Raw genomic sequence first — 24,449 nt, 5'->3', positions numbered from 1 at the left:
TATGGACGAACGCCTGAATGGTTATAAGATTGGAAATCCAATACCTGAAACGGATATCGTACGCAGGCTTGATATAGGAAAGTATGTTGCACCTATTGCCATGGATTCTGCGACAACATATCGGATTAATGCAACATTCATGGATGTAACAGACCAGCCATACCTGAGGCGACATCTTATCTCATCAGCTTCTTTGATATCGGTTTCTGGAGTTTTACTTGGAATATATCTGTGGGTATTGCCGGGAATACTTGAAAAACCCGTCATAGAATTTGCCCATACAGTCCTGAGATTGTTATCGCTTGTTTGCGTCATTGTTTTCGGAGGGCTGGCAATATGGTGTGGTCGGGAGGAGTTGTTTTCACTCTCCAGAAGACCTATCAGATTTAATCGGCGGTTAAAGAAAATTTACGCAGTGCGTCGCCGACGATTTTTTGGTGGCGCGGATAAAGGCGACGTCGTATGGGAAATTCCATGGTCAAAGGATACTGTATTTTGTCTAAGTCCCGGCAAGGATGGATGGGGGGAATACTACCATATCGTGTGTTATCAGCTGGATACGAATGGCAACGTGACACGTGCTCTTGCACTCGGTCGCCGTTGGGAGTCTTATGAATTAGAGGCTCTTCTAGCACAATGGAATTACTGGTGCATGTACATGAACGATGGGCCTGATAGACTTCCGCCACCAATGTTGTATCTTGCTGAGAATGAGAGTTTAATAGAGTCGTTCTTTATTTGTATGTATACGTTTGGTTTCTCGCTACCTGGTTTAGTGAGGATTATTGCTATGCCATTCATATTGCCAACATTTATCGGCCGGCGGCTTTCCTTGGCTACTTGTCGACATCCACAGTGGCCAAGTGAAATATGTCAGGCTAATGAAATCTCTATAATGGATTTCAACGAGCCGCAGGGAGCCACTCCTGTAGGGTGGAAAGCCACTATTGATGCGAGGCTTCGTGGAGCCTGGCCTACCAATCCGCATGTCGAGGTCGCAAATTGGGCGGGGCTGGATGCTCAAAAAAATGCTCAACATTGGGCTGAGAGATAGCTAAGAATTTTCAAGGAGGTAACTGTTATGAAAGACAGCAAAGGCCGCGGCATCATCCGCCTGGGAGATTCCACCACCCACGGCGGCAAAGTTCTCTCCGCCAGCACCGATTTCAAAGTCTACGGCAAGCCGGTGGCACTCGAGGGGGACACAGTAAGCTGCCCCCAGTGCAAGGGAGTCTTCCCGATTCAACCCGAGCAGGGCGACAGGAAACACAACGGAAAGCTGGTCGCCTACGACGGTGACAAAGCCGCCTGTGGCGCCAAGCTGATCTCATCGGTGTAACGAAAATCCAGGCAATAAAAAAGGGGCCGCAAGGCCCCTTCCCATTTACCAGCGCAACAACATCAGACGTCGATATTCCCCGCCCGCAGCGCATTCGTCTCGATGAAGTTCCGCCGCGGCTCGACATCGTCGCCCATCAGCGTCGTAAAGATCTGATCCGCCGCGATCGCATCCTCGATCTGCACCTTCAACAGCCGGCGCACGGTCGGATCCATCGTGGTTTCCCACAGCTGCTCCGGATTCATCTCGCCCAGACCCTTGTAGCGCTGCTTCGACACGGTACGTTCCGCTTCATCGCGCAGCCACTGCATCGCTTCGTGGAAGTCCCGCACGGCGAATTCCTTGGTCCGTTCGCCTTCACCACGGCGAATAATGGCACCCTCGCCGATCAAACCGGTGAAGGTTGCAGCGGCGGTGGACAAAACGCCGTAGTCGGCGCCGCTGACGAAGTCCTCGTCGATCGTCGACACCTTCACGTTACCGTGATGCAGGCGCTCGATCCACAGCAGGTGCTTGTCCGACAGGTCGTCCGAACGGACCGAGACGGTAACGGCCGGGTCGTTGATATTGTCGGCCAGCGCCTGCGCGGAGGCGCGGGCGGCGTCGGTGGTCGACAGGTCCAGCGTCACGCCGGTCATGATGGCGGTCAGCGCGGCGCGGTCGATCACGCGGGTCAGGCGCAGCATCACGGCGTTTGCCAGGTTGTACTGGCGGGCCAGTTCGGTCAGCGGCTCGCCGGTGATCAGGTCGGCGCCGTCGCGCGGGGTCAGCACGGCGGTGTTCAGCGCCACCGTCATCATGTAGCTGGCTTCTTCCGTGTCGTCCTTCAGGTAGCGCTCGTCGCGGCCGGCCTTCACCTTGTACAGCGGCGGCTGGGCGATGTAGATGTGGCCGCGTTCCACCAGCTGAGGCATCTGGCGGTAGAACAGCGTCAGCAGCAGGGTGCGGATGTGGGCGCCGTCGACGTCCGCGTCGGTCATGATGATGATGCGGTGGTAGCGCAGCTTGTCGGCATTGAATTCGTCCGGGCCGATCGAGGTGCCCAGCGTGGCGATCAGCGTGGTGATCTGTTCGGAGGACAGCATCTTCTCGAAGCGCGCCTTTTCCACGTTCAGCACCTTGCCGCGCAGCGGCAGGATCGCCTGGAATTTACGGTCGCGGCCCTGCTTGGCGGAGCCGCCTGCCGAGTCACCCTCGACGATGTACAGTTCGGCCAGCGCCGGGTCGCGTTCCTGGCAGTCGGCCAGTTTCGACGACAGGCCCAGGCCATCCATCACGCCTTTGCGGCGAGTCAGGTCGCGGGCCTTGCGGGCCGCTTCGCGGGCGCGCGCGGCTTCCACGATCTTGCCGCAGATGATTTTGGCGTCGTGCGGCTTCTCCTGCAGGAAGTCGGTCAGCGTCTTCGCCACGATCTCCTCGACCGGGCCGCGTACTTCCGAGGACACCAGCTTGTCCTTGGTCTGCGACGAGAACTTCGGTTCCGGCACTTTCACGGACAGCACGCAGGTCAGGCCTTCGCGCATGTCGTCGCCGGAGATCTCCACTTTCGCCTTCTTGGCGAAATCGTGTTCGTCGATGTACTTGTTGATCACGCGGGTCATCGCCGCGCGCAGGCCGGTCAGATGGGTGCCTCCATCTCGCTGCGGAATGTTGTTGGTGAAGCAGAGTACCTGTTCATTGAAGGCATCGTTCCACTGCATCGACACGTCCACCGAGATATTCGTGTTCTGGTCCGACATGCGGTCGCCGGTGGCCTGGAACACGGTCGGGTGCAAGACCGTTTTCGCCTTGTTGATGTACTCGACGAAGCCGCGCGTGCCGCCTTCGAATGCAAAGATTTCATCCTTGCCGGTGCGCTGGTCGGACAGCTTGATGTTCACACCGTTGTTCAGGAACGAGAGTTCACGGATGCGCTTTGCCAGGATCTCGTAGTGGAATTCCACGTGGCTGAAGATCTCTTCGTCGGCCCAGAAGTGCACGTCGGTACCGCGCTTGTCGGTTTCGCCGATGACCTTGATCGGGGAAACGGCCACGCCGTCGCGGATTTCGATTTCGCGGTTCTGCGGCACGCCGCGCACGAATTCCATCTGGTGCACCTTGCCGTCGCGGCGCACCGTCACGCGCAGCAGTTTCGACAGCGCGTTCACGCACGATACGCCCACGCCGTGCAGGCCGCCGGATACCTTGTACGAGTTCTGGTCGAACTTGCCGCCGGCGTGCAGTTCGGTCAGCACGATCTCGGCGGCGGAGCGCTTCGGTTCGTGCTTGTCGTCCATCTTCAGGCCGACCGGGATGCCGCGGCCGTTGTCGGTGATCGAGATCGAGTTGTCCGAGTGGATCGTCACGTGGATCTCGGTGCAGTAGCCGGCCAGCGATTCGTCGATCGAGTTGTCCAGCACTTCGAAGACCAGGTGGTGCAGACCGGTGCCGTCCGAGGTGTCACCGATATACATGCCGGGGCGCTTGCGGACTGCTTCCAGGCCTTCCAGGATCTGGATCGAGGAGGCGCCGTAATCCTCGGAGTTGACCTGCACTGGTACTAGGTTTTGGCGTTCGGACATGGACTACTTTCTCAAAAAACGATTACTGGAACCTCGATACCCCTGCCGCGCGGCGCCGGCTGGCGGCGCCGCGCATTCGGTTTGTCGAAGCCCTCTGCAGTTAAAACGCGGTTCGATCAGATCCGCATCGGCATCACGACATATTTGAAGTCGGGATTGTCCGGAATCGAGATCAGGGCGGACGAATTGGAGTCGCCCAGTGCCACGTTGACCTGGTCGCACTTCAGGTTGTTCAGTACGTCCAGCAGGTAGGTGACGTTGAAGCCGATGTCGAGGCTGTCGCCGCCGTAGTCGATCTCCAGTTCCTCGACCGCTTCTTCCTGGTCCGCATTAGTGGACGAGATCTTCAGCGAACCCGGGCTGATGATGCAGCGCACGCCCTTGAACTTGTCGCTGGTCATGATGGCGGCGCGCTGCAGGGAGCGTAGCAGCTCGTCGCGGCTGATCGTGAAGTCGTTCTTGTAGCCCTTCGGGATCACGCGCGTGTAGTCGGGGAACTTGCCCTCGACCAGCTTGGAGATCAGTTCGATGTCCGTGAAGCCCAGTTTCACCTGGTTGGCGGCGATGTCCAGCTGCACGGCTTCATCGTTTTCTTCCAGCAGGCGCTGCAGCTCGATGATGGTCTTGCGCGGGATGATCACTTCCTGGCGCTCGAAGGCCTGTTCGGTCTTCACCTGGCAGAAGGCGAGGCGGTGGCCGTCGGTGGCGACGGCGATCACGTTCTCGCCGTCGAGCACCAGCAGCAGGCCGTTCAGGTAATAGCGGATGTCCTGCTGGGCCATCGCGAAGTGCACCATGTTGAACAGGTGCTTCAGCGTTTTTTGCGGCAGCGTGAACGAGGCGTTGAAGGTTTCCGCTTCCTGCACGGTGGGGAATTCCTCGGCGGCCAGCGTCTGCAGCGCGAAGCGCGATTTGCCGCTTTGTACCGTCAGGCGCTTGTTCACCAGCGTCAGCGACACGTCGCCCGATTCCGGCAGCGCGCGCAGGATGTCCAGCAGCTTGCGCGCGGCGACCGTGGTGCCGGTCACTTCGGCGCCGGAGCCGATGTTGGCGTTCGTGGTGATCTGTACTTCCGTATCGGTGGACAGGAACGAGACTGCTTCGCCTTCCTTGCGGATGAGGATATTGGCCAGAATCGGCATCGTATGCCGACGCTCGACAATACCGCTCACGATCTGCAGTGGCCGAAGTAGCGTATCTCGGGTGGTTTTGACCAGTTGCATGGATATCCTCGATAAAAGATTAATGACTCAATAATTGGTAATGCTAATTGTTGCTGGGCCAGAAGGCAAAGCGGCGCTGCAGACCCATGACAGAGGCGCGCGCCGCATGCAAATGCCTGCCCATCAGCCTTTCAGCGTCTGCTCCAGCACGTGCAGCTCGTGGTTGCACTCCGGGTTCTTGGTGCGGTCCTGCGCGATCTTGCGCACGGCGTGCAGCACCGTAGTGTGGTCGCGGCCGCCGAACAGCTCGCCGATCTCCGGCAGGCTCTTCTGCGTCAGCTCCTTGGCCAGGTACATCGCAATCTGGCGTGGCCGCGCGATGTTGGCGGGGCGGCGCTTCGAGTACATGTCCGCGACCTTGATGTTGAAGAAATCGGCCACCGTCTTCTGGATGTTCTCCACGCTGATCTGGCGGTTCTGCACGGAGAGCAGGTCCTTCAGCGCTTCCTTCACGATATCGATGGAGATGTCCTTGCCGTGGAAGCGCGAGTACGCCAGGATCTTGCGCAGCGCGCCTTCCAGCTCGCGCACGTTCGAGCGCAGGTGCTTGGCCACGAAGAAGGCCACGTCGTCCGACAGGGTCACGCCTTCCGACTTGGCTTTCTTCAGCAGGATCGCCACGCGCATTTCCAGTTCGGGCGGCTCGATCGCCACCGTCAGGCCGGAATCGAAACGCGAGATCAGGCGGTCGTCCATGCCGGTGATCTCTTTCGGATACGTGTCCGACGTGATGATGATCTGCTTCTTCGCGGCGATCAGCGCCTCGAACGCATAGAAGAATTCTTCCTGCGTGCGGCTCTTGCCGCCGAAGAATTGAATATCGTCGATCAGCAGCATGTCCAGCGAGTGGTAGTAATGCTTGAAGTCGTCGAAACCCTTGCGCTGATAGGCGGTCACCACGTCGCGCACGTACTGCTCGGCGTGGATGTAGCGGATGCGCGCGCCGGGCTGGTCGGCCATCACCTGGTTGCCGATCGCGTGGATCAGGTGGGTTTTACCGAGGCCCACGCCGCCATAGAAGAACAGCGGGTTGTACGACACGCCCGGGTTGTTGGCGACCTGGATCGCGGCGGCGCGCGCCAGCTGGTTGGCCTTACCGGTCACGAAGCTTTCAAACGTGAGGTCGGTATTGATGCGGCTTTGCTCGCGGCCACGCTGGTTCGCGTATTCGTTGCCGGCCGGCGGCGTGACCGGATCGCCGGTGCGCACGTCCGCCGGATGCATGGCCGGTGCGCCGGCGCCGTTCGGCACGCTGGCAGCGGTGCTGGTGCTTTCGGTCGGCCGGGCGCGTGGCGGGTTCAGGCTCGGGTTCAGCACGAACTGCACCTCGATCGGCGCTTCCCAGTATTGCGATGCAAGGGAAGTAATGCGGCTGGCGAACTGGGACTTCACCCAGTCGAGCTTGAAGCGGTTGGGCGCCGCGATGCGCAGCTTGCCGTTCTCGTAATCGAGCGGCACGAGTGGTTTGATCCACGCGCTGAATTGTTGCGGCGTCAGCTCCAGTTCCAGTTGGGCGGAACAGGTCTGCCAGAAATTTTCCATGAATCGTCTATCTGCAAAAGCTGTGGGAGGGCAGCATGTGTCGGCCGCGAGGTACCGTGAGGGTATACCGTGAGGTATACGACAACTGCATGGCAACTGCATGGCAACTGACGCATATGCGCCACACGTAACACGCTATTCTAACTCCGAATCCCACAAGTTATCCACAGGGTTGTGCTGGTAAACATGGAAAAATCGCCCCGCAAGCGCCTTTGCAACCCGGTTCCGCTGTTGACAAGGCATGCCTGAATGCTGATAATTCAGGGTTCCCCGCCCGTACTCCGTGTTTTTTCAGTTTACGATCAGCGCGGATCCTTGCGGGCGATGAGATTGGCCAGCTTGTGCCGGACGTGTGGGCATAAGTGCGCGAAATGTCATTGGCACCAATAACTGAAGGGACTACCTGACGTCCGGCCTGACTCGTCAGCGGTGCGGCAGCCCGATTTTGCATTTTTTTGCTTCTTTAGCGAGACCAACATGAAACGTACTTACCAACCTTCCGTCGTGCGCCGCAAGCGTACCCACGGTTTCCGTGCACGTATGGCTACCCGTGGTGGCCGTCAGGTTCTGAACGCACGCCGTGCCAAGGGCCGCAAGCGCCTGGCTGTATAAGCCATCGCTTGTTCGCTGAGCGTGGACAGCAGTTCCGACGGCTCGACAGGCGAAGGTTCACTCGACTTCGCGCGCGCTCGGCGCATCGTTAAAACGGATGAATTTTCATCCGTTTTTCGTTTGCGCCCAGCCCAGAAAAGCGCGCACTTCGTGCTTTATACCCGCCCGAATCAGCTGCCTCATGCGCGGCTGGGCGTTGTCGTTGCCAAACGCCTGGCACCTCGCGCGGTGACGCGCAATACCATCAAGCGCCTGACGCGCGAACTGTTCCGCACCACGGGCTTGCCGGCCATCGACTGCGTCGTACGGCTGTCCAGGGCGGTTAACACGAAGGCCGATCCAGCCACCAATGCCAAGCTGAAAGCCCTGCTGCGCATCGAACTGGCGCGCCTGTTCGCGGCGCAGTCGAAAGCACAGCGATGAAACGGGTGCTTCTCAAGTTCGCCATGCTTCTGCTGCGTGGCTACCAGATCGCCATCAGTCCGCTGATGCCGCCTTCCTGCCGTTTCTTCCCAAGCTGCTCGAATTACGCGCTCGAAGCGCTGCGCGAGCATGGCGCGGCGAAGGGCGGCTGGCTGGCCGTGCGCCGTATCTGCCGCTGCCACCCGTGGAACGCGGGCGGATTCGATCCCGTTCCGCCGAAGCATTCCTCAACGACCGCTTGCGGTTGCAACCACTCCTGATTTGACCCAATGGATCTCAATAAACGCACAATCCTGTGGATCGTCTTCGCTGTTTCACTGGTCGCCCTGTGGAACGAGTGGATGATCTCCACCGGCCGGCCGTCCATGTTCTCGGCTCCGCCGAAGACCGCGCAGGCCGATGTCAAGACCACCCCGGCCGGCGTTCCCGCTCCTGTCGGCACCACGACTGCCGGCGCCGCCGCGGTACCCGGTACCGCGGCTCCGTTCCAGAGCCAGGTCGTGACCATCACGACCGACGTGTTCAAGGTGGACATCGACACGCTGGGCGGCCAGATCAAGCGCCTCGAACTGCTGAAGTTCAAGGATGGCTACGATCCGACCAGGAACCAGCAGCTGTTCCAGCAAGTGGGCGACCGTGTATACCTGGCGCAGACCGGCCTGGTGGGCGCGGCCAACCTGCCGAACCACAACACCGGCTTCACCGTCCGCCCGGGCCCGCGCGTGCTCGACAGCGGCAACCAGGTGCAACTGGTGATGGATGCGGAGCAGGGCGGCGTGCGCCTGACGAAGACGTTCACGTTCAAGCGCGGCGACTATGTCATCGACGTGCGGCACGACGTGACCAACACCGGCGCGGCGCCCGTGAATCCGGAGCTGTACCTGCAGCTGGTCCACGACGGCAACAAGCCTGAAGGTTCCTCGTGGTTCAACCCGAGCTTCACGGGTCCCACGCTGTACACCGATGCCGACAAGTACGTGAAACTCACGTTCGAGAAGGTGGAGAAGGAAGACGCTTCGAAGCGCACCAACCCGAACTTCGTGCCGGACCATCCGGTCAAGGCCGACAACGGCTGGGTGGCGATCTCGCAGCACTTCTTTGTATCCGCGCTGGTGCCGCAGGCGAAGCAGATGCACGACATCTTCACGCGCAAGGTCGGCCACAATACCTATTCGATCGGCGTGGTGCAGCCGCTGGGCGCGCTGGCACCGGGCGCCACGGTGTCGAACACCGCCAAGCTGTATTCGGGCCCGCAGGCAGAACAGGCGCTGGAGCGCGTGTCGCCGGGCCTGGAGCTGGTGAAGGACTACGGCATGCTGACCATCATCGCCAAGCCGATGTGGTGGGTGATGGAGCATATCAACAGCGCCCTGCATAACTGGGGCTGGACCATCATCGCCTTCACGATCCTGATCAAGCTGATCTTCTTCCCGCTGTCCGCCGCCAGCTATCGCAGCATGGCGAAGATGAAGGTGGTCACGCCGAAGATGACGTCGATCCGCGAGCGCTACAAGGGCGATCCGCAGAAGATGAACCAGGCAATGATGGAGCTGTACAAGACCGAGAAGATCAACCCGCTGGGCGGCTGCCTGCCGATCGTGGTGCAGATGCCGGTGTTCATCGCGCTGTACTGGGTGCTGAACTCGTCGGTGGAGATGCGCGGCGCGCCGTGGCTGGGCTGGATAACCGACCTGACCAAGCCGGATCCGTTCTTCATCCTGCCGGTGCTGTATGCGATCTCGATGTACGTGACGATGAAGCTGAACCCGCAGCCGGCCGATCCGATGCAGGCGAAGATGATGCTGTTCATGCCGCTGGCGTTCTCGGTGATGTTCCTGTTCTTCCCGTCCGGCCTGGTGCTGTACTGGGTCGTCAACAACCTGTTCTCGATTGCCCAGCAGTGGGTGATCACGAAGAAGATGATGCCCGACGCGAAGTAAGCGCTAACCGGCTCGTGTCCAGCCTGCTGGATACGAGCCCGGCAGTAAAAATCGAAACCCGTGCGCGACACGGGTTTTTTTTCGTTCCAGTAAAATTTGCCCATGAATCTCGATACCTTCCCCATCGCCGCGATCGCCACAGCCCCGGGCCGCGGCGGCATCGGCGTCGTGCGCGCGTCCGGCAAGAACCTGCGGCCGCTGGCGCACGCGCTGTTCAACGGCACAGAGCTGAAACCGCGCCATGCCACGTATATTCCGTTCACCCAGGCGGACGGCACGCTGATCGACCAGGGCATCGCGATCTATTTCAAGGGGCCGCACTCGTACACCGGCGAGGATGTGCTGGAACTGCAGGGCCATGGCGGCCCCGTGGTGCTGCAGATGCTGCTGCAGCGCGTGCTCGAGGCGGGCCACGATGTCGGCCTGCGGCTTGCCGAACCGGGCGAGTTCACGCGCCGCGCCTACATGAACGACAAGCTCGACCTGGCGCAGGCCGAGGCGGTGGCCGACCTGATCGATGCATCCACCGAGGCGGCGGCGAAGTCCGCCTCGCAGTCGCTGTCCGGCGCCTTCTCGCAGGCGATCCACGCGCTGGTCGACCGTGTCACGCATCTGCGCATGCTGGTCGAGGCCACGCTGGACTTTCCTGAAGAGGAAATCGACTTCCTGGAAAAGTCCGATGCGCGCGGCCAGTTGCGCGGCATCGTCGAGGCGCTCGATCACGTCTTCCGCCAGGCGTCGCAGGGCGCGCTGCTGCGCGAAGGGCTGAACGTGGTGCTGGTGGGGCAACCCAATGTCGGTAAGTCCTCACTTCTCAACGCGCTGGCGGGGGCCGATGTCGCCATCGTCACACCGATCGCCGGCACCACGCGCGACAAGGTCAGCGAAACGATCCAGATCGAAGGCATCCCGCTGAACATCATCGATACGGCGGGCATCCGCAGCCATGACGAAGCGGTGGATATCGTCGAACGCATCGGCATCGAGCGCACCTGGGGCGAAGTGGGCAAGGCGGACGTGATCCTGCACATGCTCGACGCGAACCACGGCCCGACCCGCGCCGACGAATCGATCCTGGCCGGCTTCCCGGCGGGCGTGCCGGTGCTGCGTATCTGGAACAAGATCGACCTTTCCGGCCACAAGCCGTCGATCGATGCGAGCGGCGCTGCCACGCACATTTACCTGTCGGCACACGATCACGCTGGTATCGACCTGCTGCGCAAGGAATTGTTGCGCATTGCCGGCTGGCAGCAGACCGGCGAATCGCTGTACCTGGCCCGCGAGCGGCACCTGGTCGCCCTGAAATCGGCCGCGCGGCACCTGGACCATGCCGAACAGCATGCCGCGCAGACCGACCAGTCGCTCGACCTGTTCGCCGAGGAGTTGCGGCTGGCGCAAGTGCAGCTGGCCACGATCACCGGGGCGTTTTCGTCGGACGACCTGCTCGGGGTGATTTTCAGCCGCTTCTGTATTGGCAAATAGCAGAGGCTGCCATCGTTGGGAGAGTCGGTGCCGGTCACGGCTTTCCCAGCGCATGATGCGCTGGAACTATCAGCCGCTTCGTTTCCATTAAAAAATTTTCAGTCACTTCCCGTATCGTAGCAACCGCGCCGCGAATGCCCCAGTTACGTGTGCTGGCGCACGTAACCCTGCCAAATGGCCTGATTTAATGCTGCTATGATTGATTTGAGCAACAGACTCTAGCGCGGCAAGCGACAAGTTTTAAGGTGTTGATTTTCGTCACTTCCGCTTACATCCACTGACGTAATCTGGCTAGCAGTTGATGTGTCTGAATAGGGGAAGATCATGGAAACGACTGAACAAGTGGCGCCGGACAGTACGGTGTCGATGATGCCTGCGCTGATGCCGGCAATCGCCACCGCGCCGCAGCCGCGACAGAAGTTGCCGCCGAAGGGCTCATGCTGGTACTGCGAGAAGCCGCTCGACAGCGTTAAGCGCTTCTGCGGCCGCGACTGTGCATCGTCTTTCGACGAAGAAACGCAATACACCGGCTGACGCCGCTGCCTGCTATTCCCCACGCACTCATCCGTGCCGTTCGCGCTGGCCGGTAGCGCAGCCGGGCGTTTGGCCTATGGCTGCCGAACGGGCGGTTTGCAGCGCGGCGAACGCCCGGTCGAAATCGTCATCCCGTGCCGCCGCCATGATGGTTTCCCAAGTGGCAGTATCCAGCGCCTTTTCCAGCACCATTCCGTATTTGTCCAGCATGTCGAGTGCCGCGCTGTTACCTTCGTCAAGTAGCGAGCCCAGACGATCGAGCAGTTCAGGCACGCTGCGCATCGTTTCCCCCCGTATGAAAGAAGAGGGGGCGCCGGCACCTTTCGGCATAGCCAGGGCGATGCATGCCTGCAAGCGCTGCAGGGCCGCTTCGAGTTCGCCCAGCAGCCCATCGGCTGCTTCTCCGCGTGCCAGCGCTGTTTCCAGTGCGCCGGCAATCGCATGGACTTCACCCGCGCACAGAAGGCCGGCTGCTCCTTTCAGCGTGTGGATGGTGCGGCCGGCACCCGCTTCATCGCCGGCTGCCAGTTGCGCCGTAACGGCACGCGCGGCGTCGATATGCGTGGCGAAGCGCTTCAGCGCGCTGAAATAGATGCCGCTGTTGCCCATCAAGCGCGCGATACCGCGCTCGACGTCGAGTACCGTCCCGCACGTTCCACCTTGCGCCGTCATTGCGTAGTAAATGACCAGTTGCGGGTCACGCTCACGCTATCGACAATGCCGCTGAATGCGACATCGTAGGTGGTGCCGGCGTTGAGCCGGGCAAGAGGAACGATGGCGGCCGCCGACTTCGGCGTGTGCGTGTCCACCGCGTCGGCCAGCAGGCGAACCGCCAGGTCGGAACCGCCGCGTGGCCTGACCGTGAAGCTGGTGACTTCCAGCGTGGACGAAATATTCGCATGCACGCTGATCGGATAGCCTACCTCGTTCAGGTTCGGCACCGGGTCCGGCGATTCGCTGTCGCTCATGAAGTTGACGGGCACCGCGGTTTGCCCGCTGGCCGGGTAAACCGCCACGCTGCCGCGCGCGACGCCGGCGCCATAGCCGTTGCTGGCGGCGAAATTTGCCGTGAAATACGTGTAGTTGTTCGCGGTGGCGGCGCCCGCACCCATCTCCCGGAACACGGGTTCGAAGACCAGGAAGCGGTGATAGATCGCCGTGATCAATTCCTCGGCGTGGAAAAACCCGGAACGCTCGCCCGCGGCCGAAATCACTTCGCCGAAAGCATATTGACCCGTCGGGGTATAACCTGCGGCAACCAGCCGGTTGCCCAACGAGATGCCGGTAAACCCGGCGCTGCCGGGCTCCTGGTCATGCGACACGGTGTTATTGAGGCGCAGGTAATTCGAATGGCCCGCGGCGGCGGCGTCGATCAGCGCGTTGCGCGTCAGCGGGGCCAGGCCGACCTGGCTGCGGCGATAGTTGAACCACGCGAAGCCATCCGCCGCGGTATCGCCCGTAAGGGCCGGCGCGCCCGGCTGTCCGGCAGGGGCAACAGGAGTAACTGGAGGGAAGTTCTCGGCCGACGAGACGCCGTCACCACCACCGCCGCCGCCGCAGGCAGCCAGCGCCGCTGCCATCAGCAGGGCCGGCAACCTCGCTTGCAGCCGCTCATTCCACCGCATGTGCCATCGCACGTGCCATATATCCGTCGAGCACATGATCAGCTCCCCGCCTCGCCCCGGTCAGCCCGGCCATTGGGCGATTCTATGCCAATTCCGTCCAGGCGGGGCCGCTGCCGGACTTGCCGTTACGCTCGTTACCATTGAACGATACGGCGCGGCGGGTTCGACGCCGGCGTTACAATAAGGTCCACCCAACACAGGCCAGACTAATTGAACAACACGCGCACCCGGCGCATGCAGCGCGCCAAATTCGCCTTGCCCAGCTTCGTCACGCTGCTGTCGATCGCCTGCGGTTTCGGCAGCATCGTGATCTCGGTGGACAATGCGCACGTCGGCTTCCCCCAGGATTACCGGCTGGCGGCGGCGCTGCTCGTCCTGGCCGGCATTTTCGATGCGCTCGATGGTTTCGTCGCTCGCGCCACCGGCACCAGTTCGGAATTCGGCGTGCAACTCGATTCGATCGCCGACGTGATGAACTTCGGCATCGGCCCGGCGATACTGCTGTATTGCTATGCGTTCGTGCAGATCGGGCCTGCCGATCCCACGCTGCTGCGGGTCGGCGGCCTGGCCGCGTTCTTCTTCGTGGCCTGCGGCGCATTGCGGCTGGCGCGCTTCAACGTGAGCGTGGGGCGCACCGATCCGAAGTATTTCGTGGGCATGCCGATCACGGCGGGCGCTGCCTGCGTGGCGTCGGTGGTGGTGGCCTGGCCCTTTCCACCGGAGACCAGCCTGCATGGCTGGCTGGTGGTGGGGCTGCTGTTCGCCGTGGGCAGCCTGATGGTCTCCACGATCCGTTTTCCCAGCTCCAAGCAAAAGAAAAGCGTGGCCGCGCTGGTCCTGCTGCTGGTGAACGTGGGCTTGCTGGTCTGGCTGCGCTTCTACTATTTCGTGCTGTTCTTCGTGATCTACATCGTGGGCACGCTGGCACTGAATCTCGCCTGGAAGCGCGGCTGGAAAGGTGTCCCGCCGCCGCTCGTCTACGAGGAGGAGTAAGCCGGAACTGCCGGTCAGGGCACTTCGTGGCCCTGCGCGGCGCGCAGGATCTCGAACCACTGGCTGCGCGACAGCTTGATCTGCGTTGCCCGCACCGCTTCCTCGATCGCCTCGATGCGGCCGCTGCCAGTCAACGGCAACGGCCTGGATGGCAATTGCATGATCCACGCGAAGACCACGCTGCCGAACGGCTGCTCCGTTTCGCCGGCGATGCGGGCAATGGTGCTGCGCAGCGCTTCGGTAGCCGGATCGTCGCAGAACAGGCGGCCGCCGGCCAGCGGCGACCAGATCATCGGCGCCACGCCCAGATCCTGCAGGCCGTCGAACGTTTCATCGTACATCGGCGCCGTATGCAGCGGCGAGAACTCCAACTGGTTGGTGACCAGGGGAATGCGGCGATGCAGGCACTCGAACTGGTGGCGGCTGAAATTCGATACGCCGAAATGCTTGACCTTGCCCGCTGCGCGCAGTTGTTCGAAGGTTTCGGCGATTTCGTCGAAATCCATCAGCGGATCGGGGCGATGGACCAGCAGCAGGTCGAGGAAGTCGGTGCGCAGCGCTTTCAGCGAATTGTCCACGGAAGCGGTGATGTGCGCAGCCGACGTGTCGTACTGCTTGATCGTGTGCGCCGGGCGTGCCGGCGACACGAGCTGGATGCCGCATTTGCTGACGAGCTGGATCCGCTCGCGCAGAGCCGGCCGCAAGGCGAGCGCCTCGCCGAACAGTTCCTCCACGGCGTACTGCCCATAGATGTCGGCATGATCGAAGCTCGTCACGCCCAGCTCGATGCATCCCTCGATCAGTGCCAGCCGCTGCTGCGGCGACATTTTCCATTCCGCCATGCGCCACATGCCGGCAACGATGCGCGACAGCGCGGGACCAGTTTCGGAAGTGCGGACGGCGGGGCAGGAGGTCATGGCAGCCTTCTTTCAAGTTGAATGGAACGACGATTATAGTGCTGTGCGAAAGCAAAAAGCCCGCCGGAAGGCGGGCTTTTTGCAGCTCAGGAGCAGCTTATTTCAGCCAAAGGCGCATCGAATCCCATGCGCGGCCGAAGATCGAAGCCTGTTCCACCGTTTCCAGCGCAACCACCGGCAATTCCAGCAGCGGTTTGCCGTCCACCATCATTTTCAGCTTGCCCACGTTGGTACCGGCCGGAATCGGCGCCACCAGCGGATCCTTCCGCTCCAGCACAGGCTTCATCTTGGCGGCCACGCCTTTCGGCACGGTGACCATCACATCCTGCCGGAAGCCGATCTTCATCGTGTTTTGCGAACCCTTCCAGATCTGCGGCGTATCGACCGCCTGGCCCTTCGCATACAGCTTCACGGTATCGAAGTTCTGGAAGCCCCAGTTCAGCAGCTTCTGGCTTTCGGCCGTGCGGGTCGCATCGGAATTGGTGCCCATCACCACCGAGATCAGGCGGCGCTCCAGGTTGCCGTTCGGGCGCTTGGCCGAGGCCACCATGCAGTAGCCGGCCGATTCGGTGTGGCCGGTCTTCATGCCGTCCACGGTCGGATCGAGCCACAGCAGGCGGTTGCGGTTCTGCTGGGTGATCTTGTTGTAGGTGAAGCTCTTGACGGAGTCGATCTTGTAGTACTGCGGGAATTCCTGGATCACGTGCTTGGCCAGGACCGACAGGTCGCGTGCGGTGGTGAAGTTGTCCGGGCTGGGCAGGCCATGCGGATTGGCGAAGCGCGTATTCGTCATGCCGAGGCGCTTTGCCTCGCGATTCATCAGCGTGACGAACGTGGCTTCGTCGCCGGCCACCGCTTCGGCCAGTGCCACGGCGGCATCGTTGCCCGATTGGACCATCAGGCCGTGCAGCAGGTCGTCGATCGACACCGGCACGGCCGGATCGATGAACATCTTCGAGCTGGAAGAGTCGACCTTCCAGGCACGCACGGAGACATTGACCTTCTGGTTGATGTCCAGCTTCTTGTCTCGCAATGCCTCGAAGGTGAGGTACGCGGTCATGATCTTGGTCAGCGATGCCGGCTCGACACGCAGGTTAGGATCCTGTGCGGCGATCAGCTGGCCGCTGGTGGCATCGAGCAGCAGCCAGGACTTGGCGGCAATGGTCGGTGCAGGGAGGGTTTGCGCAACGGCGGAAGAAAGTAACAAGACACTGGAAGCCAGTGCCGCGAGCAGTTTTTTCATGGATCTGGAATCTCTATGTGAGGCATAAACCGGGAACCATTTTGTTCGGGGAAAAAAATGGCCCGGTCATTATAGGCGCTCAGGCGTCTTCGGAGTCGTCCCGTTGTTGCGCTTCCTGCGCCCGGCCCAGCCACAATGCGATCACCCAGCTCTTGATGTGATTGAGTTTGCGGTGGAAGAAGTGGTCGGCGCCAGGGATGACCAGCACCGGCACATCCTGCGGACGGGCCCAGTCGAGCACGGCCTGCAGGGGAATCGTATCGTCGTTCTCGCCGTGAATCAGGATCGTGTTCGGTGCAATGTCGGCCATCTGCCATTTGCCGGCAGCGGCGCCCACCAGTACCAGGCCCTCGACCGGCGTGCCGGCGGCGGCCAGGCGCTGCGCCAGCTGCGACTGCACGTAGGTGCCAAACGAGAACCCGGCCAGTGCCACCGGCAGGTCGGGAAATTTCTCGACCATGTGCCGGTACAGCAGTTCCATGTCGTCCGTTTCGCCATGGCCGCGGTCATGCTCGCCCTCGGACTGGCCCACGCCGCGGAAGTTGATGCGCGCCACCGCGTAATCGAGCGCCACGAAGGCGCGCGCCAGCGTTTGCGCGACCTTGTTCTCCATCGTGCCGCCGTACAGCGGATGCGGGTGCGCCACCAGGGCGATGCCGCGCGGCTTCCTGCCGTCCAGCGGCAGGTCGATCAGGCCTTCCATCAGGCCGGCATTGCCCTGCATCGTGAAATGCTTGGTGTTCTTGTTCATCATTACTTGATCTTCAGCCTTTCCACGGGTGTGCCACCGACCAGGTGGCCGTCGATGATTTCATCGATGTCGGAAGTGTCCACGTAGGTGTACCACGTGCCCTCGGGATAAACGACCAGCACGGGGCCGTGCTCGCAGCGGTCCAGGCAGCCGGCCTGGTTGATGCGCACGCCGCCCGCGCCGTTGATGTCCAGCTGCTTGCAACGCTTCTTCGCGTGCTTCTGTGCCTGCTCCGCGCCACGCGGGCCGCAGCTCTCGCGGCCGTCTTCCCGCGTGTTCATGCAGAAGAACACATGGTGCTTGAAATAGGGGGTCTCGCTCATGCCTGCCTCGCTTGTTTGCTTCGCTGATGCCTCGATTGAAGCCAAGCCGTAATGATACCCGCGATCAGGATTTATTGAGTTTATGAGACGGCAGCCACAGGAACCACAGTGCGCAGAAGGGCCACAGCAGGGAGAGGAACTGGGCTGCGCCATTAAAATTGAGGAATTTCCCCTGTACCCAAGCCTGCATGGTGGCGCTGAAGTAGGGATTGACGGGCGTGCTGTTGACCACCACGATGCCGAGCAGGATGGTGGCGATCGCCAGGCGGCGCTGCGCCGCCAGCGGCGCGAACGCCAGGCCGGCTACCATGATGCCGCCGATCAGGAAGCCGCCCTGCGCGCCGGGCGTGACCCAGGCGAACGCATTCTCGGGCGTGAACAGCAGCGCCGATGCCAGCGTTTTCGTCAGCACGACCGTGGCCAGCAGCGCTGCGGCCAGCAACACGCGCGGTGCGGGGCGCCGCATCAGGCACAGCAGCGTGAGCGCGCCGCCCACCATGCCGCACGCGGTGATCATGGTTTCGGACAGCCAGTACTGCTCCACCGTCAGCTCCGGATCGGGGCGCACGTAGGCCAGCAGGTCGATATCCATTTCCAGCAGGGAGCTCAGCCAGCCGGACAGCGTCGGCAACACCTGGCCCTGGCCGAACAGGAACGAGGTCGGGTAGATCTGCGCCAGGGGCCACAGGGCCACCAGCACCAGGCCCTGGCTGGCGTGCAGCGCGAACCAGCGCTGCCTCAGGCGATACAGGTGGCTGGTATCGAGCAGTTTGCGCGCCGTGAGTACGCCGATCAGCCCGCCCAGCGCGCAGCCCGCGGTGTTGGTATAGAAGTCGAGGTTCGATGACACGCGGCTGGGCAGGAAGGTCTGCACCGCTTCCATCAGCCCGGATATGAATGCACCGAGGATGGCCGCGGCAATGAACGCCAGGATGCCGCGCAGTGCAGGATGCAGCGCATAGGCGATCAGCATGCCGAACGGGATGTAGCCGATCACGTTGACCGTGGCGTCGAACTTCGTCCAGTAGCGCGGCATCGACGTGTGCTCGAGGAAGATGAGCGGCGACAGCCCCTGGTTGTGCCAGCCGGAGAACGGGTACCAGCTGGCGTAGATGATCAGCAGCAGGTAGGCAAGCAGGCTGGCGCGGGCCACGGGCGAGCCGCGCTGTGGCCGCGTTTCCGCCGCGTGGACCGGCAATTGCCCGTCCGGCGCCGGTACAGGCGCGGGCGGTGGTGGCGTGCCTGCCGCCGTACCGGCGCGTTCGTCCCCGGTCATGCTCAGCGCGGCGGCAGCGTGGCCAGCCAGGCGAGAAGATCGGCCGCGATCGCGTCCGACGTGGCGGCGAGCGCGCTGGCGCCGCCGGCTGCGTCGGCGCTGGGTGCCGGGGCCGAACGGGTGAACGTGCGCTGGTCCACCAGCTGGTGGCCACGGAACAGCGAGGCGCGCAGCGAGATGTTGGCGGTGCTTTGCGTGGCACTGGCGAAGTTATGGGAAAACTCGTCCATTTCCAGGCGCAGTACCGGCAGGCCACCCGTTGCATCGGTGGTGGACAGCACCTTCACCCCGCCCTGGGCGATGCGCGCCTTCAGCCGCTGCGACAGCAACTGCAGCGGCGTGGCGGCCCAGCGGTTATAGGCATAGGGCAGGGCCTGCTGCGCGTTGGCATAGGTGAGGCGGTAGAACATGCGGTCGGAATCGAGCGTCGCCGGGCCGCTCACGTCCGCCACGATCAGTGCGGGGAAGCTGGCGGCGGCCGGCGTCGGTGTCACCGGGGCGGCGACCGGACCGAAGTCGAAGCTGCTGGGGGCCGGGCTCTTGGTCGTGGCGCAGCCGGCCAGCAGGGCCATCGCAGCCAGCGCGAGGGCGGCGGTTTTGCCCAGGCCGGGCCGGGAGCGGAACTGTTTCATGGTGTGGTCGTTCATCGCGTGGTTTTCACTCCATCGTCACTTGGCCGGCGCCGTGAAGCCGGGTTCGCCGGGGCCTGGTGCGACGTCCGGTGCGCCGAACAGGATGCTCTGCGGACGGTCGTTCAGGGTATTCATCGTACGGCGCACGGCGCGCATCGACGAGCGTGTCTCATCGGTCAGCGCCGTGATGCTCGGCAGCGTTTCCAGCTGCGCGCCGGTGGTCACCGCTTCCACGCCGCCGACGGCACGGTCCACCGAATCGCCGATGCGCGTCAGCGTGCCTTCGGGGCCGTGCAGGCTTTGCGACAGCGCCGTTACGTCCTGTGCCAGCATGTTGACGGAATCGATCGCGGTTTCCGCTTTCGCGGCCAGCGCAGGCAGCCGCTCGAGCGTCGGCTCCAGTTGGTTGGGCAGCGCCTTGTAGCGGTTGACGGTCTCGCTGACGTCCGAGAATGCCGCCAGGATGGTCTTGCGGTTTTCATCGCTGAGCAGGTCGTTCAGCTTTTCCGTCACTTCTTCGGCCTGCGACAGGATGGCGGTGCCGCGCTTCTCCAGCTGGTCCAGCAGGCCGGGACGCAGCGGAATGCGGGCCGGGTCTTCTTCATTGGTGGCCAGGCGCTGCGAGCCCACCGAAGCATCGTCCAGCTGGATGTAGGCAATGCCGGTCACGCCCTGGTAGCCCAGCGTGGCATAGGTGGTGCGCGTGATCGGCGTGGCCGGATCGATCGACAGGTGGATCAGGATCTGGCCGGCCATCTTCGGATCGAAGTCGATGCCGTCCACCTTGCCTACCTCGAGGCCGCGGTAGCGCACGGCCGCCTGCGGGTTCAGGCCGGGTACCGCCAGCGTGGTCGCCAGCAGGTAGGGATCGTATTCCACCCGGTCGCGGTTGAACCAGATGCCGAACAGGATGGCAGCCGTGAGCAGGGCCAGCGTGAAGATGCCGGTCATGAAGGCGTGCGATCGGTTTTCCATGTGTGCTCCTTGTCTGCTTATTCTGCTTACTGTCTGCTCTCGCGCGCTACTGCAGCGCTTCGAGTGCCCGCTTGCCGCGGTCGCCGAGGAAGAATTCCTTGATGAACGGATGGTCCACGCTGATCACGTCGCGTGTCGGGCCTACCGCGATCACGTGCTTTTCGGCCAGTACCGCGATACGGGTCGACAGCGCGAACAGCGTATCCAGGTCGTGCGTTACCATTACCACCGTTAGCCCCAGTTCGCGGTGCAGCGACTTGATCAGCGAAACGAAGCTTTCCGAGCGGTCCGGGTCCAGGCCGGCCGTGGGCTCGTCCAGGAACAGCAGCTTCGGCTCCAGTGCCAGCGCGCGTGCCAGGGCCACGCGCTTGACCATGCCGCCGGAAAGGTCGGACGGCATCTTGTTCGCATGCTCGGGGCCCAGCCCCACCATGTTCATCTTCAGCAGCACCGCATCGCGTACCAGCGCATCCGGCAGCACGCGCAGCTCGCGCATCGGCTGCGCGATGTTCTCGAACACGGTCAGCGCCGAATACAGCGCGCCTTCCTGGAACAGCATGCCCCAGTGGTTGCGCAGCAGCTGCAGCTGGGCGGGCTTGGCTTGCGTGATGTCCTCGCCGAATATGCGCACGCAGCCCTGCGACGGACGTTCCAGGCCCAGCATCTGGCGCAGCAGTACCGTCTTGCCGGTGCCGGAACCGCCGACGATCGACATGATTTCGCCATCTTCGATGGTCAGGTTCAGGTCATTGTGGATGACGGTCTTGCCGAACCTGGTCTGCAGCTTGGTGATCTCGACGACGGGCACGCTGCCGTCCAGCGTCAGCTCGTTCGGTCCCGCCGGACAGCTGCGGTCGATGTCTTCTTCTTCCGCCATCAGAATCCCACCCCGTTGAAGACGATCGCGAATACGGCATCGGCCAAAATCACAACGGTGATCGCGGTAACGACGGAGGTGGTGGTGCCGCGGCCCAGGCTCTCGGTATTCGGCTGGATGCGCAGGCCGAAGTGGCACGACACCAGCGCGATCAGCATGCCGAACACGGCGCCCTTGCCCAGGCCGATCATGTAGTTCGCCAGCGGCACCGCATCGGGCAGCTTCTGGATGAAGTAGCGGGCCGAGAGATTCAGTTCCAGCTTGGCCGATACCATGCCGCCGATCAGGGCCATCGTATCGGTCCAGATCACCAGCAGCGGCATTGAAATCGCGAGCGCTACCACCTTCGGCATCACCAGGCGGAAGCCGTGCGAAATGCCCATCACGAGCATGGCATCGAGTTCCTCCGTTACCCGCATCACGCCCAGCTGTGCGGTGATCGACGAGCCGGAGCGGCCCGCCACCAGGATCGCGGCGAGCAGCGGGCCTAGTTCGCGGATGATGCTCATGCCGAGCAGGTTGACGAGGTAGATATCGCCGCCGAAGTTGCGCAACTGTTGGGCGGAGAGGAAGGACAGCACCACGCCGATCAGGAATCCCACCAGCGCGGTGATGCCGAGCGCCTGGAAGCCGGCATGGAAGATGTTGGCGGAAATTTCCTTCCACGGCCCACGCTGCGGCGCGGCGGCGAAACGCCACAGGTCCTGCACGACCTGGCCGATCAGCTGCACGAAGCCTTGCAGGTGGTCGACGAAGTGCAGCACGCCGGCGCCCAGCGTGGTGATCCAGTTCATGTGCAGGCCGCGCTGGCGGGGCAGTTCCAGCTTGCCCGTGGTTTCCAGGCGCCTGAAGAACTCTTCCTGCCCGGGCGCCAGCTTCAGGGTGGCGGGCCGCTTGTAGTCCCAGGCCTGCCAGAACAGCTGCGCACCGATGTGATCCATGCTGTCGATCGCGGAAAGATCCCATTGCGCATCGGGGCCGGCCCGGTCCAGTTGCCTGGAGATGGCCTTGATGGTCTTGCGTCGAGCCAGTACATGGACCTGCCATGTGCCATCGGCGGTCACCGTCGCTCCCGACGTGCCGCCGGGGTCAAAAGTTAAGGTTGGCTCTCGTGCAATGGGCATGTCGCCAGTGTAAGTGAGATTCGTTTCGTTCGCTACAGCCCCCGGCTCTACCGTGTGTCAGAGCGCGCTTACGTGCGTCGCAGCGCGTTCATGCGCCAGGTGGCGCGCCTGCCGCTGCGGCGCGGCCAGCGATGGTGCGGTTGCCGGTGCTTTCTGTTTCACGCCGTGGCCATCGCTTGCCAGCAGTCCGTCCACGTCGGCGACACCCTGCTCGCGCAGGTACTTGCCCGTCAGTGCGGCCAGGCGGTCCAGCGCGATGCGGTGGGTGGCGTCCGTGTTCGCATACAGCCAGTCGGAGAAGGCCATGAAGTTGGCGAACGGTCGTGCGCCCAGCAGCGCCGGCGTCACGTGCGTGAAGCGGCCCGAGTTCGCCACCAGGTCCCAGTAGCGGGCAAAGCGCACCAGGCGCTGCATGGTGGCGAAGTCGATGTCCCGGTTCGCCAGGATGGTGTACGGCGGATGCGGGTCGAACACGAGACCGAAGGCTTCCGTGTGGCGGATGATCGGCGTGCCGCGCAGGCGCTTCAGGATGCCGAACTGGATTTCGTGCGGGCCGAGCGTCCACAATTTGTCGAAACCCTCGGCAAAGCTCTCCACGGTTTCACCTGGCAGGCCGGCGATCAGGTCCACGTGCATGTGTACATGGGAGTGCTCGCACAGCCAGCGGATGTTGGCCGCGGCCTTGTCGTTATCCTGCTTGCGGGAGATATTGGCCTGTACCGCAGGATTGAAGCTCTGGATGCCAATTTCGAATTGCAATGCGCCGGGCGGGAACTTGGCGATGCCTTCCTTCAGCGCGTCGGGCAGGTGATCCGGTACCAGTTCGAAGTGGGCGTAGACCGGGTCCTCCGGGTTCGCGGCCAGCTTGTCGAGGAAGAACTGCATGATCTTCAGGCTGGTCTTGATGTTCAGGTTGAAGGTGCGGTCGACGAACTTGAATACGCGGGCGCCGCGCGCATGCAGCGCTTCCATCTCGGCCAGGAAGGTATCGATATTGAATGGCCAGGCAGTCTTGTCCAGCGCGGACAGGCAGAACTCGCACTTGAACGGACAGCCGCGCGAGGCTTCGACATACAGTGTGCGGTGCGCGATATCGTCGTCGCTGTAAATGGCGTAGGGCAGTGCGATGTCGGCCATCGGCGGCTGCACCCCGGCGTGGATCTTCATCAGTGGCTTCGGTCCGCGCAGGATCTCGCCGCACAATTTCGGGAACGTGACGTCGCCCCAGCCGGTGACCACGTAATCGGCCAGGTGCACGATCTGCTGTTCGTTCGTTTCATGCGAGACCTCGGGGCCGCCCAGCACGATCACGATGTGCGGCGCCACGCGTTTCAGCGTGGCGACCAGCTTCGTGGTTTCTTCCACATTCCATATATAGACGCCAAAGCCGACGATCTTCGGGCTGTACGCAAGAATGCGTTCCACCAGTTCAGTTGTCTTCGCACCGATGACGAATTCCTGGATATGCGTTTCATTCTTGAGCTCGCCCATATTGGCGAGCAGATAACGCAGGCCCAGCGATGCATGGGTATAGCGGGCATTGAGGGTGGAAAGCAGGATGGTCATGAGGCTTCTGGGGCGAATTCGCGGAATGGGGCATTTTACCTCTTGCGCGACTGCTGGCCTTTCGTTATAGTTCTGTCCCTCGCAGCGAACAACGACGCAGCGAGCAGTGGAAAGCCCGGCGTAATGCAAGCCGACGCTGGAAACTGAGGGGTTGACGAGATGCATGAAACACCTGATAATCTCGCTTCTCTGCTGCTGACAAACACAACGATTTGTCGCCGGGTCCAAGGGATCCGCAGCAAGCCTTCAAGGGCAGAATTCTTTAACAATCAACAGTCGATAAGTGTGGGCGTTTGATGTGATGTGCCCCGGACTTCGGTCCGGAAGCTCAAAATATATAGCATCAAACGCTTACACAAGAAATAAACGTAATCATCTTCGGATGATTCGTCAGTATCTTGAGTGAGTGACCCCGACAGCAATGTCGGACAACAGAGATTGAACTGAAGAGTTTGATCCTGGCTCAGATTGAACGCTGGCGGCATGCTTTA

Annotated in this window: 24 protein-coding genes; 9 read left to right on the top strand and 15 right to left on the bottom strand. The window is 62.1% G+C overall.

Annotation, left to right across the window (positions count from 1 at the left end):
* Position 1: 1 nt before the first annotated feature.
* Together ACY34H_RS20490 and ACY34H_RS20485 are read left to right on the top strand one after the other, a co-directional pair.
* A complete protein-coding gene (locus tag ACY34H_RS20490) occupies positions 2 to 1,054 on the top strand; it encodes a DUF6708 domain-containing protein (protein ID WP_464979308.1) in 1,053 nt (350 codons plus the stop codon).
* Between the two features lie 27 nt (positions 1,055 to 1,081).
* Positions 1,082 to 1,339, top strand: coding sequence for a PAAR domain-containing protein (locus tag ACY34H_RS20485; RefSeq protein ID WP_464979307.1), 258 nt, complete (start codon positions 1,082 to 1,084; stop codon positions 1,337 to 1,339).
* 62 nt (positions 1,340 to 1,401) lie between these two features.
* Here ACY34H_RS20485 and gyrB read toward each other — a convergent pair whose 3' ends face one another.
* The 3 genes from gyrB to dnaA all read right to left on the bottom strand — a co-directional run bounded on the left by gyrB (position 1,402) and on the right by dnaA (position 6,665).
* Positions 1,402 to 3,900, bottom strand: a complete 2,499-nt coding sequence (gyrB, locus tag ACY34H_RS20480) for a DNA topoisomerase (ATP-hydrolyzing) subunit B (protein WP_464979306.1) — start codon at positions 3,898 to 3,900, stop codon at positions 1,402 to 1,404.
* Positions 3,901 to 4,016: 116 nt separating this feature from the next.
* On the bottom strand, positions 4,017 to 5,123 hold the full coding sequence (dnaN, locus tag ACY34H_RS20475; RefSeq protein ID WP_464979305.1) for a DNA polymerase III subunit beta: 1,107 nt from the start codon (positions 5,121 to 5,123) through the stop codon (positions 4,017 to 4,019).
* 123 nt (positions 5,124 to 5,246) lie between these two features.
* Positions 5,247 to 6,665, bottom strand: a complete 1,419-nt coding sequence (gene dnaA / locus ACY34H_RS20470; RefSeq protein ID WP_464979304.1) for a chromosomal replication initiator protein DnaA — start codon at positions 6,663 to 6,665, stop codon at positions 5,247 to 5,249.
* Positions 6,666 to 7,142: 477 nt separating this feature from the next.
* On the opposite strand from dnaA, the gene rpmH reads away from it, so the two are divergent.
* The 6 genes from rpmH to ACY34H_RS20440 all read left to right on the top strand — a co-directional run bounded on the left by rpmH (position 7,143) and on the right by ACY34H_RS20440 (position 11,656).
* Positions 7,143 to 7,277 (top strand): 50S ribosomal protein L34, encoded by a 135-nt coding sequence (gene rpmH / locus ACY34H_RS20465; protein WP_040378179.1) that lies wholly within the window; start codon positions 7,143 to 7,145, stop codon positions 7,275 to 7,277.
* 21 nt (positions 7,278 to 7,298) lie between these two features.
* Positions 7,299 to 7,700, top strand: a complete 402-nt coding sequence (rnpA, locus tag ACY34H_RS20460) for a ribonuclease P protein component (protein ID WP_464979303.1) — start codon at positions 7,299 to 7,301, stop codon at positions 7,698 to 7,700.
* A 23-nt stretch (positions 7,701 to 7,723) separates the two neighbouring features.
* On the top strand, positions 7,724 to 7,960 hold the full coding sequence (gene yidD / locus ACY34H_RS20455) for a membrane protein insertion efficiency factor YidD (RefSeq protein WP_464979302.1): 237 nt from the start codon (positions 7,724 to 7,726) through the stop codon (positions 7,958 to 7,960).
* 9 nt (positions 7,961 to 7,969) lie between these two features.
* Complete coding sequence (yidC, locus tag ACY34H_RS20450) at positions 7,970 to 9,640, top strand: membrane protein insertase YidC (protein ID WP_464979301.1); 1,671 nt, start codon at positions 7,970 to 7,972, stop codon at positions 9,638 to 9,640.
* Between the two features lie 102 nt (positions 9,641 to 9,742).
* Positions 9,743 to 11,122: a tRNA uridine-5-carboxymethylaminomethyl(34) synthesis GTPase MnmE gene (gene mnmE / locus ACY34H_RS20445; RefSeq protein WP_464979300.1), complete on the top strand. Its 1,380-nt coding sequence runs from the start codon at positions 9,743 to 9,745 to the stop codon at positions 11,120 to 11,122.
* 324 nt (positions 11,123 to 11,446) lie between these two features.
* On the top strand, positions 11,447 to 11,656 hold the full coding sequence (locus tag ACY34H_RS20440; protein WP_464979299.1) for a hypothetical protein: 210 nt from the start codon (positions 11,447 to 11,449) through the stop codon (positions 11,654 to 11,656).
* A gap of 27 nt (positions 11,657 to 11,683) precedes the next feature.
* Here the strand turns inward: ACY34H_RS20440 and ACY34H_RS20435 are convergent, their stop codons facing one another.
* Entirely contained in the window at positions 11,684 to 12,328 is a 645-nt protein-coding gene (locus ACY34H_RS20435) for an Hpt domain-containing protein (protein WP_464979298.1), read from the bottom strand.
* Positions 12,325 to 13,281: a CAP domain-containing protein gene (locus ACY34H_RS20430; RefSeq protein ID WP_464979297.1), complete on the bottom strand. Its 957-nt coding sequence runs from the start codon at positions 13,279 to 13,281 to the stop codon at positions 12,325 to 12,327. Before ACY34H_RS20430 ends, ACY34H_RS20435 begins: the two co-directional genes overlap by 4 nt.
* A gap of 234 nt (positions 13,282 to 13,515) precedes the next feature.
* On the opposite strand from ACY34H_RS20430, the gene pssA reads away from it, so the two are divergent.
* Positions 13,516 to 14,274 carry a CDP-diacylglycerol--serine O-phosphatidyltransferase gene (pssA, locus tag ACY34H_RS20425; RefSeq protein ID WP_464979481.1) on the top strand — a complete coding sequence of 253 codons (759 nt, stop codon included), beginning with the start codon at positions 13,516 to 13,518 and terminating at the stop codon, positions 14,272 to 14,274.
* Between the two features lie 14 nt (positions 14,275 to 14,288).
* Here pssA and ACY34H_RS20420 read toward each other — a convergent pair whose 3' ends face one another.
* The 10 genes from ACY34H_RS20420 to ACY34H_RS20375 form a co-directional block, all read right to left on the bottom strand.
* Positions 14,289 to 15,191, bottom strand: a complete 903-nt coding sequence (locus ACY34H_RS20420) for an aldo/keto reductase (protein WP_464979296.1) — start codon at positions 15,189 to 15,191, stop codon at positions 14,289 to 14,291.
* A gap of 97 nt (positions 15,192 to 15,288) precedes the next feature.
* Positions 15,289 to 16,434, bottom strand: coding sequence for a D-alanyl-D-alanine carboxypeptidase family protein (locus ACY34H_RS20415; protein WP_464979295.1), 1,146 nt, complete (start codon positions 16,432 to 16,434; stop codon positions 15,289 to 15,291).
* Positions 16,435 to 16,513: 79 nt separating this feature from the next.
* On the bottom strand, positions 16,514 to 17,185 hold the full coding sequence (locus ACY34H_RS20410; protein WP_464979480.1) for an alpha/beta hydrolase: 672 nt from the start codon (positions 17,183 to 17,185) through the stop codon (positions 16,514 to 16,516).
* 2 nt (positions 17,186 to 17,187) lie between these two features.
* Entirely contained in the window at positions 17,188 to 17,508 is a 321-nt protein-coding gene (locus ACY34H_RS20405) for a (2Fe-2S) ferredoxin domain-containing protein (protein WP_464979294.1), read from the bottom strand.
* Positions 17,509 to 17,572: 64 nt separating this feature from the next.
* Complete coding sequence (locus tag ACY34H_RS20400; protein WP_464979293.1) at positions 17,573 to 18,784, bottom strand: VanZ family protein; 1,212 nt, start codon at positions 18,782 to 18,784, stop codon at positions 17,573 to 17,575.
* Between the two features lie 2 nt (positions 18,785 to 18,786).
* Positions 18,787 to 19,431: an ABC-type transport auxiliary lipoprotein family protein gene (locus tag ACY34H_RS20395; protein WP_464979292.1), complete on the bottom strand. Its 645-nt coding sequence runs from the start codon at positions 19,429 to 19,431 to the stop codon at positions 18,787 to 18,789.
* 21 nt (positions 19,432 to 19,452) lie between these two features.
* Positions 19,453 to 20,391, bottom strand: coding sequence for an MlaD family protein (locus ACY34H_RS20390; RefSeq protein ID WP_464979291.1), 939 nt, complete (start codon positions 20,389 to 20,391; stop codon positions 19,453 to 19,455).
* Between the two features lie 46 nt (positions 20,392 to 20,437).
* The gene (locus ACY34H_RS20385; protein WP_464979290.1) at positions 20,438 to 21,268 is read right to left on the bottom strand and encodes an ABC transporter ATP-binding protein; all 831 of its coding nucleotides are present in this window, start codon (positions 21,266 to 21,268) and stop codon (positions 20,438 to 20,440) included.
* The gene (locus ACY34H_RS20380) at positions 21,268 to 22,392 is read right to left on the bottom strand and encodes an MlaE family ABC transporter permease (RefSeq protein WP_464979289.1); all 1,125 of its coding nucleotides are present in this window, start codon (positions 22,390 to 22,392) and stop codon (positions 21,268 to 21,270) included. The genes ACY34H_RS20385 and ACY34H_RS20380 overlap by 1 nt, the downstream gene beginning before the upstream one ends.
* A 57-nt stretch (positions 22,393 to 22,449) precedes the next feature.
* Positions 22,450 to 23,958, bottom strand: a complete 1,509-nt coding sequence (locus ACY34H_RS20375; protein WP_464979288.1) for a B12-binding domain-containing radical SAM protein — start codon at positions 23,956 to 23,958, stop codon at positions 22,450 to 22,452.
* Between the last annotated feature and the right edge of the window lie 491 nt (positions 23,959 to 24,449).

It is taken from the genome of Pseudoduganella sp. jia 9, from assembly GCF_055502615.1.
Note: the sequence above shows the minus strand (reverse complement) of the source record. Positions and strands in the feature narration are given on the sequence as shown.

Bases quoted from the DNA above. Each gene is read 5' to 3' on its own strand.
- ACY34H_RS20490 (WP_464979308.1), top strand. From the start codon at position 2: ATGGACGAACGCCTGAATGGTTATAAGATTGGAAATCCAATACCTGAA.
- ACY34H_RS20485 (WP_464979307.1), top strand. From the start codon at position 1,082: ATGAAAGACAGCAAAGGCCGCGGCATCATCCGCCTGGGAGATTCCACC.
- gyrB (WP_464979306.1), bottom strand. From the start codon at position 3,900: ATGTCCGAACGCCAAAACCTAGTACCAGTGCAGGTCAACTCCGAGGAT.
- dnaN (WP_464979305.1), bottom strand. From the start codon at position 5,123: ATGCAACTGGTCAAAACCACCCGAGATACGCTACTTCGGCCACTGCAG.
- dnaA (WP_464979304.1), bottom strand. From the start codon at position 6,665: ATGGAAAATTTCTGGCAGACCTGTTCCGCCCAACTGGAACTGGAGCTG.
- rpmH (WP_040378179.1), top strand. From the start codon at position 7,143: ATGAAACGTACTTACCAACCTTCCGTCGTGCGCCGCAAGCGTACCCAC.
- yidD (WP_464979302.1), top strand. From the start codon at position 7,724: ATGCTTCTGCTGCGTGGCTACCAGATCGCCATCAGTCCGCTGATGCCG.
- yidC (WP_464979301.1), top strand. From the start codon at position 7,970: ATGGATCTCAATAAACGCACAATCCTGTGGATCGTCTTCGCTGTTTCA.
- mnmE (WP_464979300.1), top strand. From the start codon at position 9,743: ATGAATCTCGATACCTTCCCCATCGCCGCGATCGCCACAGCCCCGGGC.
- ACY34H_RS20440 (WP_464979299.1), top strand. From the start codon at position 11,447: ATGGAAACGACTGAACAAGTGGCGCCGGACAGTACGGTGTCGATGATG.
- ACY34H_RS20435 (WP_464979298.1), bottom strand. From the start codon at position 12,328: ATGACGGCGCAAGGTGGAACGTGCGGGACGGTACTCGACGTCGAGCGC.
- ACY34H_RS20430 (WP_464979297.1), bottom strand. From the start codon at position 13,281: ATGCGGTGGAATGAGCGGCTGCAAGCGAGGTTGCCGGCCCTGCTGATG.
- pssA (WP_464979481.1), top strand. From the start codon at position 13,516: ATGCAGCGCGCCAAATTCGCCTTGCCCAGCTTCGTCACGCTGCTGTCG.
- ACY34H_RS20420 (WP_464979296.1), bottom strand. From the start codon at position 15,191: ATGACCTCCTGCCCCGCCGTCCGCACTTCCGAAACTGGTCCCGCGCTG.
- ACY34H_RS20415 (WP_464979295.1), bottom strand. From the start codon at position 16,434: ATGAAAAAACTGCTCGCGGCACTGGCTTCCAGTGTCTTGTTACTTTCT.
- ACY34H_RS20410 (WP_464979480.1), bottom strand. From the start codon at position 17,185: ATGAACAAGAACACCAAGCATTTCACGATGCAGGGCAATGCCGGCCTG.
- ACY34H_RS20405 (WP_464979294.1), bottom strand. From the start codon at position 17,508: ATGAGCGAGACCCCCTATTTCAAGCACCATGTGTTCTTCTGCATGAAC.
- ACY34H_RS20400 (WP_464979293.1), bottom strand. From the start codon at position 18,784: ATGACCGGGGACGAACGCGCCGGTACGGCGGCAGGCACGCCACCACCG.
- ACY34H_RS20395 (WP_464979292.1), bottom strand. From the start codon at position 19,431: ATGAACGACCACACCATGAAACAGTTCCGCTCCCGGCCCGGCCTGGGC.
- ACY34H_RS20390 (WP_464979291.1), bottom strand. From the start codon at position 20,391: ATGGAAAACCGATCGCACGCCTTCATGACCGGCATCTTCACGCTGGCC.
- ACY34H_RS20385 (WP_464979290.1), bottom strand. From the start codon at position 21,268: ATGGCGGAAGAAGAAGACATCGACCGCAGCTGTCCGGCGGGACCGAAC.
- ACY34H_RS20380 (WP_464979289.1), bottom strand. From the start codon at position 22,392: ATGCCCATTGCACGAGAGCCAACCTTAACTTTTGACCCCGGCGGCACG.
- ACY34H_RS20375 (WP_464979288.1), bottom strand. From the start codon at position 23,958: ATGACCATCCTGCTTTCCACCCTCAATGCCCGCTATACCCATGCATCG.